General features: G+C 59.5%; 7 protein-coding genes. 3 read left to right on the top strand and 4 right to left on the bottom strand.

The genetic code is table 11. The features are described 5' to 3' along the window. Window positions 1-9: 9 nt before the first annotated feature. From B9Y86_RS01860 to B9Y86_RS17295, 3 genes are all read left to right on the top strand, one after another. Window positions 10-2,112, top strand: a complete 2,103-nt coding sequence (locus B9Y86_RS01860; RefSeq protein ID WP_085482392.1) for a glycoside hydrolase family 99-like domain-containing protein — start codon at window positions 10-12, stop codon at window positions 2,110-2,112. 85 nt (window positions 2,113-2,197) lie between these two features. Next, window positions 2,198-5,104 (top strand): rhamnosyltransferase WsaF family glycosyltransferase, encoded by a 2,907-nt coding sequence (locus B9Y86_RS01855; protein WP_085482390.1) that lies wholly within the window; start codon window positions 2,198-2,200, stop codon window positions 5,102-5,104. Window positions 5,105-5,721: 617 nt separating this feature from the next. Beyond that, a complete protein-coding gene (locus B9Y86_RS17295; RefSeq protein WP_139824688.1) occupies window positions 5,722-7,758 on the top strand; it encodes a hypothetical protein in 2,037 nt (678 codons plus the stop codon). Window positions 7,759-8,098: 340 nt separating this feature from the next. Here B9Y86_RS17295 and B9Y86_RS01845 read toward each other — a convergent pair whose 3' ends face one another. The 4 genes from B9Y86_RS01845 to B9Y86_RS01830 form a co-directional block, all read right to left on the bottom strand. Then, on the bottom strand, window positions 8,099-9,352 hold the full coding sequence (locus tag B9Y86_RS01845) for a hypothetical protein (protein WP_085482385.1): 1,254 nt from the start codon (window positions 9,350-9,352) through the stop codon (window positions 8,099-8,101). Between the two features lie 154 nt (window positions 9,353-9,506). Beyond that, window positions 9,507-10,532 carry an NAD-dependent epimerase/dehydratase family protein gene (locus B9Y86_RS01840; RefSeq protein ID WP_085482383.1) on the bottom strand — a complete coding sequence of 342 codons (1,026 nt, stop codon included), beginning with the start codon at window positions 10,530-10,532 and terminating at the stop codon, window positions 9,507-9,509. A gap of 36 nt (window positions 10,533-10,568) precedes the next feature. Beyond that, window positions 10,569-11,321: a glycosyltransferase gene (locus B9Y86_RS01835; RefSeq protein WP_085482381.1), complete on the bottom strand. Its 753-nt coding sequence runs from the start codon at window positions 11,319-11,321 to the stop codon at window positions 10,569-10,571. Then, entirely contained in the window at window positions 11,318-12,523 is a 1,206-nt protein-coding gene (locus tag B9Y86_RS01830; RefSeq protein WP_217809153.1) for a nucleotide sugar dehydrogenase, read from the bottom strand. The genes B9Y86_RS01835 and B9Y86_RS01830 overlap by 4 nt, the downstream gene beginning before the upstream one ends. Between the last annotated feature and the right edge of the window lie 94 nt (window positions 12,524-12,617).

The raw sequence follows: 12,617 nt of genomic DNA, 5'->3' as shown, positions 1-12,617 counted from the left end.
AGCCGGCCGATGAGGCGTTACACGCTCGCCGGGGCGGGGAGGCGACTGGGTCGCATAGCATTTCGAGTCGCTGATCGCCTTGGAGCTGTAGAGCGGCCGCCGGGGCTCGAAGACTATCCAGCCGGTGCTCGGCGTTGGCTAGCTAGAAGGGACAGCCGGCTGAAGGCCCGATTGCCCCGCCAATGGCGACAGGCAGTCTCGGCCCCAACTGCGCGCGTTCCACCCAGAGTCGCTGTTGTCCTTCATGTCTTCTATGTCGATCTTCTCGACGATATCCTGGCCCGGCTCGCAGACATTCCTGTTCCGTTCGATATCTTCATAACCAACTCGAGCGGGGAGCAGATCCAGGTCAATGGGTCAAAGATGCCCAAGGCTAACTCTGTTGTCGTTTTGGATGTAGAGAACCAAGGCCGAGACATTCTTCCCATGATTCGTCTTGTCAACGCGGGCCTTCTGGAACCATATGAACTGATTCTGAAACTGCATACGAAGAAGAGTCCTTGGAGAGAGACGCATCCCACGCTCCGCGGCACCGGCGAGGAGTGGCGCGATGAGTTCTTGGATCAGCTGGCCGGATCCATTGACGGCATTCAGAAGATTCTCGCCGCGTTCGCCGCTGACTCCTTGCTTGGGCTTGTTACTGCCGATGGGAGTGTGCGGGGGGCTGAGTTCTGGGGATCGAATCTACACATAGCTCGTGATCTGATGGAGCGTCTGCAGCTGCCACTGGACGAGGAGGCGTTGCGGTTTCCGTCGGGATCGATGTACTGGGTGCGCTCGTTCGTCCTGCAAGGTCTTCGCGCTCTTGAGCTGTCCGAAGCCGACTTCGAAAGTGAAGACGCTCAGATTGATGGAACCACTGCGCACGCCGTGGAACGACTGGTGGGCGTTCTTGCGCTAGAGGCTGGCATGAAGATCGAGGAAGTTCGGGAGTTGCATCGGTCGGACCCGAATACCGGGGCGTTGAACGAGTTGCCCGGTTGGCGACGATTTGAACCTGATGCTGAAGTAGTGCCTCGGGCGCGCGTCATCCCCTTTTATCTTCCACAGTTTCATTCGTTTCCGGAGAATGATGAATGGTGGGGCAGGGGATTCACTGAGTGGTCCAATGTGGCCGCCGCCCAGCCATCGTTCAGAGGCCATATTCAACCATTTCTTCCTGCCGACCTCGGTTTTTACAACCTGACGTCGGTGGCCGTCAGGCGTGAGCAGTATGCGCTTGCAAGAGCGGCCGGCATTGAAGGGTTCATGTACTACTACTACTGGTTCGCCGGTAGACGACTGATGTCCAGGCCGATCGAGTCTCACCATGGTTCGTCCGAAAATGAACCGTTCTGCATAATGTGGGCCAACGAGAACTGGAGTCGCCGGTGGGATGGCCGGGACGATGATGTCCTCATCGAGCAAGACTATGAATCCGTACCAGCGACGCAGTTCATCTATGACGTGATGCCCCTGCTGCTGGATCCCCGCTACATCCGCACGCGCGGCAAGCCGATCCTGGCCGTCTACCGCTTGAGTCAGATACCGAACTATGAGTCGGTACTGGAAGAGTGGCGCAAGGCTGCTCGCGATGCGGGCGTGGGAGAGCTCGAGGTCCTGTCCGTTGACGTAGGCGAGCAGTTCGACGGTCTCGGTCTCGATGGGACGGAACGAGGGATCGATGGCACGCTAGATTTCCCTCCTCACAGGATGCATAGAGGGGCGCTCGATCGAACGGGCCTCGATTTCGATGAGCGCTTCGTCGGCAACACGTACACGTACGAGAGCCTCGTCGAGAGCGCAGAGGCCGAACTGCGATCGGGTGTCAATCCAGATCACTACCCGGGTGTCATGGTGAATTACGACAACACGCCGCGTCGGCAGTGGATGCCTGAGCTCTGGTTCGGCGCCAATCCGTTCACTTTCCACCGCTGGCTGCAGACGGCTGTTGAGGCGTTGGACGCACGCTCTCCAGAAGACAGGATTGTCTTCGTGAACGCCTGGAATGAGTGGGCGGAAGGCGCAGTACTCGAACCATCGCAACGGTTTGCTTCCACCTACCTCATGGCAGTGCGTTCAGTTATCGGCCGGCCTGCAGTCCTCGGGGATGCTGCCGAGGGCGTGCTGTAAACTTCCGAGGAGCGATGATGCCGGGCATCCTCGGGGCGCGAGGGTGGAGGCATCCCATTGAACGCGCACTAACCGAGAGTGAAATATGAGTTCCATCAGATCGTCCATCGTCCACGGCCTCCGTCGGCGACTGCCGGAAGACTCCGTTACGCGCAAAGCTGCATCTCTTGGCTACCAAAGTTTAAGAAAAGGACGCGACGAAGTGCGGGCAGCGACGCTGCGACGCGAGCGCAAACTCTTCAGCAATAACAACGGTCTCGAGAGTTACGATGTCTGGCGTCACCAGCAGGAGCATCCTCAGCTGGCGGGAGTCGCTGCCGGCGAGGAGGTTCGTTTCTCGGTCTTTATCGAAGCTATAGCCACCACGACGAACGCTGAAATTGAGCGCACGAAGGGGTCTATCTTCGGTCAGCCCGAGGTCGGCGCCGATGTGACCGTCGTGCGTCAGGGCGAGCTCGTCGACTTGAGCACTGCCCCTGGGGACTTCGTCGTCTTTCTCCGTGCAGGCGCGCGGTTCGCCCCTCTCGCGCTTGCAGATATTGCGAAGAAGCATCGTGTCGACCCCGCGGTGAAGGTGATCACGTTCGATTCTGATGTGAAAATCGCTGGCAAAGCCGAAAGCCCGATGTTCAGGCCAGTCTGGTCACCCGAGATGATGCTGAGCGCCAACTACCTCGACCGTGCCTTTGCGGTCAAGCGCGTCGTCGCCGAAGGCCTGCCTCCCGTAGAGCTGTCGGACAGGGGCGTGTGGAGGTTCCTTCTCGACCTCGATCTTCGTCCGCGCGAAACCGCCAACGTCAGCCGTGTGCTTCTCAGCGAGCCGCGAGATTGGCGGGCGAACGCTTCCGACGCTGACGCTCAGATGGTGCGCGAGGTGCTCGCTTCCCGCGGCGAGAACTCATCCGCGAGCGTAGAAAACGGCGTCGTGCGAGTCATGTTCGACTTGCCCGAGTGGCCGACGGTCTCTGTCGTTATACCTACCCGCCACTCTCGTAAGAACCTCGCGAGGCTGCTTCCGAGTCTCGCTCGAACCGACTACGACGCGTTCGATGTGACGATCATCGACAACGGCGGGCAGAGCGATGAGAACGACGAATGGTACGAGCAGAACACTCGAGGACTATCCGCCTCGATCATTTGGTGGACCGAGCAGCCCTTCAACTACTCGCGCGTTAATAATGTCGCCGCGCGAGCATCTTCCGGGGAGGTTGTGCTTCTCCTCAACGACGACACGGAGATAGTCGACCCCCAGTGGATGAAAGAGATGGTCGGGCACCTTATGCGCGACGGTGTCGGTACGGTCGGTGTTCAGCACCGACAAGCCGATGGCCTCATCCAGCATGGTGGTGTGACGATCGGGCCGGGCGGTTCCGCAGATAATCTCTTCGCGGGGATGACTCCGGGAGCAGACACGATCATCGGTTCGACCAAGTGGTACCGCAACGGTCTTGCGGTCACGGGCGCGTGCGTCGCGATCCGCCGGTCGGATTTCGAGGAAGTCGGTGGACTTGCCGAGAACTTCATCTTGTGTGGAAGCGACGTGGTGCTCGGTCTCGATCAGATCATCAGATCTCGTCGAAACGTCGTCATTCCATTCGATACGGTGCGACACTTCGAATCTCTAACAAGAGGTACGGCTGTGCCCGTAGAGGACTACTACTCGAGCTACTGGCGTTACCACTCCTGGCTGCTGGGAGGCAACCCGTACCTGTCCCCGAATGTGTCCCCACTCACGGCGGTACCTCGTTTCAACAGCGTTTGGGATGACAGTCCTCTCAAGCTGGCTCTGTCGAATATGAATCGGGCATACACCAAAGTTGTCCAAAGCGGATCGATCTCAGAGGAAGCCAAAGTGCTCCTGGGTGCAGCGACGATCTCCGCGGAGGAGGTCCGTGCAGTTCACACCGCTCATGAAGCCCTGATTGGCCGGTCTGACGTCAAGACCGTCAATTGGTTCATCCCCGATATCGACATGCCCTTCTTCGGCGGTCTGAACACGGCGTTCAGGATTGCCGACAAGCTGGCTCGTGACCACGGGGTGACCAACCGCTTCATCTCCCTGGCTACGCCAGATCTCCCGTTTACCACCTCGGCGCTGACAGCTGCTTTCCCCAGCCTCTCCGAAGCGGAGATAGTTTTCTATGACGGTTCAGACGAGTCAATCGCGTCGCTGCCGGCCGCCGATGCTGCCGTCGCGACGCTCTGGCTAACGGCGGTCCACGTGGCCAAGGCTCCGAACGTGGGCCGAAAGTTCTACCTGATGCAGGACTACGAGCCCGGGTTCTACCCGGCGAGCAGCCTCTATGCCATGGCCGAGGAAACCTACAAGCTAGGCCTCTATGCGCTCTGCAACACAGAAAGCATGCACAAGATATACACCGAGATGTACCACGGAAAAGGCATGGCGTTCACGCCAGCGGTGGACTCGACGATCTACCACGCTGAGGGGCGTCGGGAGAAAAGCGCCGGAGAGCCTGTAACGATCTTTGCCTACGCTCGTGACCACTTCAGAAATTGCTGGGAGCTTGTGTACGCGGCGCTCGCCGAGATCAAGCGAATACATGGCGACGGAGTCAGGATTGTCGCTGCCGGAGCGCGTTACCTGCCTGAGAGCGCAGATTTCATTGACATGCGTCTGCTGGACTACCGAGCAACCGGAGCGATCTATCGAGAGACAGATATCGGCTTGACAATGCAGATCTCGCGGCACCCTTCGTACCTGCCGCTCGAATTGATGGCAAGCGGGGTCGCGATGGTTGCGCCCGACAGCGATTGGTTCAAATGGCTGTTCAAGGACGGCGAGAATTCTGTCCTGACAATGCGCACGCTTGACGACATCGTGGAGAAACTTGATTTACTGGTTCGAGACAAGGCCTTGAGAAGCCGCATTCAGTCGAATGCCCTCGACACAATCCAGGCGAACCACTCCCAATGGGATACGGCTCTTGGCGGCATATACGATTACCTATCTGACCCGGAGAAAATCTCGTAGCTGCGTGAATATCTGCGGCTCGGCGCCATCCAACATGACCGACGAACGCTTATCATCGAATCGATGGGGAACTCACAAGCAAAAAGGTCAATAGCGATCTGGGCGTTGTGCGCGTCCGCGATGATCGTTCTGTCGGGCTGCGCGCAGCCCGGGGCGGGCGCTTCCTCGCCGGTGCCTTCTTCGTCAGGCGAAAGCAGCGCAACGCCCGTTCCGCAGGGCACACCTTCTGAGACCCCTCCACCGGTTCCGGAAGAGACAAGCGTGCCGGAGCCAGAGGCCTCCGGAAGCCCGGCAACGGTAAGTCTTGAATTGATCTCGGCTTCCTATGACCCAGCGAGCAACGCTGTTAGCGGGACGGCGATGGTCACGGACCGCGTTTCAGAGTCGGGCACCTGCACGCTCACTGTCTCGCAGGATGCGCAGACTGTCTCGGCAACGTCTTCTGGCATGGCTGATGCGACGGTAACGTACTGCGCGAATCTGTCGGTGGTATTGCCGCCGGATTCAAAAGGAACTTGGAGAGTTACAGTGATGTTCGATGAAGCCGGGTTCCACGGGCAGGCCGACAGCGCGGTGACGCTGCCATGAGAATTCGTCGTTCGGTAGCCGTACTCGCTGTGCTCCTCCTCGCATCGTCCCTCTTCACGATGGTGAGTGCTCCGACTGATGCGCAGGCGTTGTCTGGGTCTGATTTCAATGCCGGAAATATCATCAGTGACGCCAAGTTCTTCGATGGCAATGCCATGGATGCTGGCGGTGTCCAGAACTTCTTGAACGCGCAGGTTCCCTCGTGCCGCGCGGGCTACACATGCCTCAAGAGCTATACGGAAAACACTTGGACGCGAGCGGCCGATGCGATGTGTGGTCAGTACAACGGTGCCGGAAGCGAATCATCAGCTCAGATCATTGCCAAAGTTGGCCAGGTGTGCGGGATCAGCCAAAAGGTTCTTCTCGTGCTGTTACAGAAGGAACAGTCTCTCGTTACGGACACCTGGCCGGATGCTGGCCAGTTTCGAAGTGCTACTGGATTTGCCTGTCCTGACACTGCGCCATGTGATTCCCAGTACTACGGCTTTTACAACCAGGTGTACAAGGCGGCCTGGCAGTACAAGCGCTACACGAATCCTCCCGGAACGTCTGCGTTCTTCACATGGTTTCCGGTCGGAGCCGTATCAAACGTCCGGTATCACCCCAACGCAGACTGTGGTTCATCGCCGGTCCTCATCCAGAATCAGGCGACGGCTGCGCTCTACTATTACACGCCGTATCAGCCCAACGCCTCGGCCCTGTCCAATCTGTATGGCGGACAGAACGATGGATGTTCCTCCTACGGAAACCGCAACTTTTGGAGACTGTATTGGGACTGGTTTGGTTCGCCGCAGGGTGTGGACTATTCCCCCATCGGCAGCTTGGACTCCGTGAAGGCTGGGTTCAAAACGGTCACCGTCGCGGGTTGGACGTTCGACCCGGAGACGTCTGGGTCTATCCAGGTTCATGCATATGTAGGGGGCCCCTACGGAACAGGAGCATGGGCCGGCGCATTCACTGCTAATACGGACAGGCCAGACATCGCGGCGCGCTGGCCGTCATACGGCAGTAAGCACGGCTTCTCGTTCTCTATTCCAACGCCGTCCACGCCACAAAACATTTGCGTTTACGCGATCAATTTAGGACAGGGGACAAACACGCTTCTGGGATGTCTTCCCGCCCAGAAACCGACCGGTGTGCCATATGGGAATGTGGAAAAAGCGACGTTATCAGGTCGAACTGCAACCATCGCGGGTTGGGCAATAGATCCCGACGTCGCGACGCCAATCGCCGTGCATGCATACGTCAATGGCGGATGGGGAGGTGCGTTCGTAGCCGACAAGATCCGCAACGACGTTGGTGCGGCGTATCCGGGGTATGGCTCGGCGCACGGATTCGAAGTGCAGGTGCCTGTCCCGGTGGGCACAAACGAGGTGTGCATCTTCGGAATTAACGACGGTTTGGACGGCAACCCCTCATTGGGTTGTGTGACGGTCTCCTCTGCGACTGGCCCCCCGGTTGGCAGTGTCGATGACGTGGTCGTCACGGGCTTCCAGGGTGTCGTTCGGGGGTGGGCTCTGGATCCGGATACTGCTGCGCCGATCGATGCTCACGTGTATGTGAACGGTGCGTGGGCGGGTGCTGTACATGCTGATGGAGCTCGAGCTGATGTAGGCCGTGCGTACCCGGGGTACGGCGACTCGCATGGCTACAGTCTGCCTGTCGCACTAAAGGGTGGCCAAAACGAGGTCTGCGTGTACGGCATCAACGTCAAGGGTGGCAATTCGAATCCCTCTCTCGGATGTCGCACGGTCACGTTGCCGACTGGTCGCCCGATCGGGAACTTCGAATCGGTTGTTGTTTCCAACGGCACCGCAACGCTTAACGGATGGACCTTGGACCCTGATTCGCCCGCGACGATACCGATCCATGTCTACGTCGACGGCGGGTGGGCAGGCGCCTTCACGGCTGGGGAGTCGCGTGCAGATGTGCAGCGTGCATATCCGGCTTACGGGCCGTTGCATGGATTCTCGGTGACCATCCCCGTCAAGCCTGGACAGAAAAACGTGTGCGTTTACGGTATCGATGGGCTCAACGAACAGATCGGTTGCAAGAGTCTGCAATGATCACGCTGGAATCCGAAGTTCCAGGGCCGTCGGTGTTTTGGCCTAGGTCCTCCTAGCCTGGACAGTTTCGATATCCACTAAGAAGCTACATGCATCCGAAAGCTGGCAAGAGAACCTTGACCTGCTGTCGGGTACGATGCGATCGCCACGTGCGGTCGAGTGGTCCGGATCAGTTGAGAAGACCTATCGGACAAAGGGAAGACCGGATTTGTTCCCGGATCACTCCCTCGTTGGTCCCCTCTTGGCGAGTCACGCGCCCGCTCGATAGCGCACCGCGTGGAGCAGCCGTCCCAAACGAAAGTGCGACAGGCCCGCTGACAAGAGTGTCTTGAACTGGGGCCTAGCGCGCCTCGAGAATATCAGCGCACGGTATCGACATCGTCCACTTCGCGGGCGCGATAGGTACGACAGCAAAGCCTTTCGGGTCTAGCTCGCAGGTCTCCGAAGCGTTTTCGATTGAGACGACAGCTGATGAGTAGCCGGCTTTGTAGGACGGATCCTGATATTCGACCAGCCCTGGAGTCAGTAGCAGCGCGGAGGAAACAGCAAAGATCACGGGCCTCATCCACCGGGCAGAAGCTTCCTCACGCGTAGGCACCCACGCACTCATAATCGACACAAGAGACAAGGCGAGAAGCAGGGAAGGGACGACTAAGTATCGACCGCCAAGGGACACTTCATAACCAGGCACCAGAACGCCAACCTTTGACCACGTCAGCGCAGATATTACGCCGAAGGATCCGACCGAAAAGATGAGCGAAGCCGCCGCCAGCGCCGTCTTTCTCCATCGGATGGCGATCGCCGCTGTCAGACAAGCCATGAAGGCCCCGGTGATGAAAAGCACCGCGACCACACCGAGCGACTGGTACAACGACGCGCCACCGGTTGTCGGTCCGAGTAGATCCCCCCAGACAACTCGTACGAGATAGAACTGGCTGAGAAGATCGGGATCGTATCCCGGTACAGCAGCCTCCCGAGTCGTGTTGAGCACGACGATGAGCTGGACGACAGCGCTGCCCACGAAGGCAATTCCTGGAACCTGCTCCCGGAGTCCGCGCAGGCTGAAAGCCCTCACGAGGACGAGAGGGAAGAACATAAGCGACAAGGGATCGCTGAGGACTGATGCGCTCACGAGAACGGACGCAAAGACTGCTCTCGACCAACTCCCGCTGCGGGATATGAGGGCGACGAAGAGGCCGAACATGAGGAACCAGTGCGAGTTTGCGGTGTTGGTCGCAACCTCCTGCGATCCGATAGGGAGAACCAGAACCAGCACCCAGAGAAGCCAGCGCATGGGCAGCTGCAATCGCTCCCTAGTGAACACAAAAGCGGCGAGAGCCACGAGAGACCAGGTGGCCGCGCCGAAGATGTTCATCCCCAGGCCCAGGTAGTCGACTGGAACAAAGAGAGACGTCAACTCCGCTGCGGTGCGCGGCACTAAGTGCATGTAGCCGGCATAGGGAGTGAAGAGATTGGTCAGAAGGCCGTGAGTGAATGCGTCCGCGAGAAAGGTTTTTCCGTCTTCCGCCCAGAGGAGATTTCTCGCGTCGTTGGGGAGCCGAAAGAGAGTCCCGACCGTGCCGGCGACCACCATGAGGACAAGCAGGGGTAAAGTCTGGCGCCAGGGTCGATGGTTGATTAGCTGGGCGCCGAAAGCCCACTCACCGAATCTGGCCAGACGGCCTCGCTCTACGGAAGAGGAAGCTGGTGCGGTCGAATGGACCGCACCAGCTGTCGGCCCAACGCCGTTAGATCGTGCCGTCTGCAACGGCATTCTTGATCCACGGGATGACCTCGTCGAGCATGTCCTCGAGAGTGGTCGTGGCCTCGAAGCCGAGGATCTCCTTCGCCTTGGTGACGTCGGGAACGCGCTTCTGCACGTCGTACTCGAAGCCGGGGTCGCTGATGAGGTTCAGCGGCACATCCGGGCCCTTGATCTTGCGCCAGATGATCTCGGAGAGCTCTTTGACGGTGTGACCTTCGGCTGTCGAGACGTTGAAGTCGTTGTTCAGCGCGTCGGGGTGCTCAAGGCTCAGAACGATGCCGCGGGCCAGGTCACCGCCGTAGGTGTAGTGACGAACCTGGTCGCCAGCGCCGAGGATGTGCAGCGGGTCCTGGCCCTTCAGAACCTTCTGCACGAGGTCGGGAACGACATGGCTCATGGCCAGTTTGACGTTGCCCGAGTCGATGTCGACATCGCCGAGTGCACGCGATTCGCCGATTCCGACACAGTTGAACGGACGCAGGATCGTGTAGGGCAGCTTGTACTGGTCCCACGCGGCGCGCGCGAAGTACTCGACAGCCAGCTTCTGGAAGCCGTAGGACGACAGCGGCGGCGGAACGATGCGCTCGTCGCCCTCCTTGCTCGGCCAGCGGTCGGTCGACTCGAAGACCATCGAGCTCGACATGTAGGTGACCTTCTTGAGGCGACCCTGCTTGTGTGCGGCGATCGCGGCATCCACCGACGACGCGATGATGCGCTCGTTCTGGGCCAGAAGGTCGTATGCGTACGTGTGGAAGTACGAGATGCCGCCGATGAGGGCTGCACCCGCGATGAAGTGATCGACGTCGCTCAGCAGGCGTGTCATCAGCTCGACGTCCTGCACGTCGCCCACGACCAACTCGTAGTTGGGGTTGTCGTCGTATGACTTCTTGATGGGACCGTACTTGGAGTAGTTGTCTACCCCGACGACCTGGTAGCCCTTTTCGAGCAACTCTTCGACGATGTAGCCGCCGATGAATCCGGCGGAGCCGGTTACGAGAACCTTTTGCATGAAGATACTTCCTTGAATTTGAGTGGAGACTGCTGGTCAGGGGTTGTGAAGCTTGTCGGCGAGCGCGCGCACTTGGGCCGCGTCTACCTGAGGACCGAAGGCGAAACGGTACCAGCGCAAGTACTTCGGGATCCACTTCGCCAACTTGAAGTTGGACTCTCCAAAAGTGCGGTCGAGCCAGATCGTGGGGATCTCGGCCACGGGCAGCCGCAAACGACGAGCCTTGGCTGTGAGCTCAAGACCGATCTCGAAACCGTCTTTGCTGTGGATGCCCACCTCGCGCACGAACGCGGCGCTGTATGCCTTGAACGAGTTGGTGGCGTCTCGCGTGCCGGCATTGGTGAAGGCTTCGAGAGTGAGGCCGGCCGTCTTGGAGAGGAATGTCTTGAAACGTGGGCCTCCCACCTGCTGACCCCCCGGCATATAGCGGGACGCCGCGGCGACGACGACTCCACGCTCAACGAGACGCACCAGGTCGTCGATCTGGCGTGGGTCGTCGCAGCCGTCGGCCATCGTGACAACAACGGTCTCGCTCGCGGCGTGATCGATGCCGTAGCGGATCGCGTACGCCGGACCGCGACCGTAGTCGTTGACGAGGAGCTTCAGGCGTGGTTCCTTCTCGGCGTAGCGGTGCACGACAGGGGCCGTTGTGTCAGATGTTGTATCGACGACGACGAGCACCTCGGCGTCGAGATGAACGGCCTCAAAGATCCGGTCTAGGCCGGCGACGATGTCTTCGCCCTCGTTGTACGCCGGAATGACGATCGACGCTCGCAGACCCTCGGTCAAATGACGACCCCGTGGCCCAGAAGATTCCACACATCGGCGACGGGCTTCTCTGTGACGAGGCCCACATATTCGGAGTGCGGGGTGGCGACAATGAGGATGTCGGCCTTCTCGAGCACTGCATCGAGTGGCAGCAACGTGTCGTCTGTCTCTTCGGTCACATAGGGATCCGTGCCGATGACCGCCTTGGCGCGGAACTTGAGTACCCGTCTGAGCTTGTACGAGAGGCTCGAGCGAATGTCATCGGACCCCGCCTTGAACGACATACCCAGAATTCCGACGGTGAGGTTCTCGAGATCGAACCGCTTCTCGAGCTGGGTCACGATGTAGAGCGGGAGGCCCTCGTTCACGAGCATGGCCGAGTGGCCGAGAGAGAACTTGTTGTCGCTGAATGCTGCGAGCTGCATCGTGTCTTTGAACAGGCACGGCCCTGCAGCGAATCCCGGTCCCGGAAGATCCTTGGCGCGTGGGTAGTCGTGCGTGAGGCCTGCGCGGATCTTCTCGAAGTCGAGACCGCGGTCGTTGGCCATCATGTAGAACTGGTTGGCGGCCGCGAACTTGATGTATCGCCAGGTGTTCGTGAACAGCTTGGCGAGTTCGGCCTCTTCTGGGCTGAGATCCACGATCTGATCGGTCAGCGTACGGAACAGCTTCGACGCACGCTGGCGGCCGCTGTCGCTTCGACTGGAGACGATCTGAGGAAGAGTGAACAGCTCTTCCATCGCCTTGTGCTCGGCGATACGCTCCGGGCAGAAAGCGACCTCTGTCGACAGACCCTTCTCGCGCAGCATGCGTTCGACCAGGGCAGTGACGCCCGGGTACACGGTGCTGCGGAGGATGAGCAGCTGCTCGTCGCGGAAATACGGGCTGCAGTCTTCGAGTGCATCGGGAATCGCGTTGGGGTCGGGGTTGAGGTGCTCGTCGACCGGCGTGCCGATGACGACGATCACGTTCTCGGCCGTGGCCACAACACTCGCATCGGTCGACGCCGTGAACATGCCATTGGCCAGAACTCGCTGCAGTACGGGCTCGGCCCCTGGCTCGCTGAAAGGCATTCTGCCTTCGTTGATGCCCTGCACAGCGCGCTCGCTGAGGTCATAGACGACGACTCTGGATCCGCGATCGGCCAGCGCGATGGCCAAGGGGAGGCCGACGTGGCCCCCTCCGCCGATGACGACGACGTCTCTGTCAAAAGTAGTGGGCACGCAAAGTCCTTTGAACTGGAAGAAGAGGCGATCGGCCGCAGTGGCGCGAGCGGATACGCATCCTTACAGTACATGAACGGTTATCCTTTCGAAT

Source organism: Agreia pratensis, from assembly GCF_900177685.1.
Taxonomy (GTDB): Bacteria; Actinomycetota; Actinomycetes; order Actinomycetales; family Microbacteriaceae; genus Agreia; species Agreia pratensis.
The sequence above is the reverse complement of the archived record's forward strand: the minus strand, read 5'-3'. Positions and strand labels throughout refer to the sequence as shown.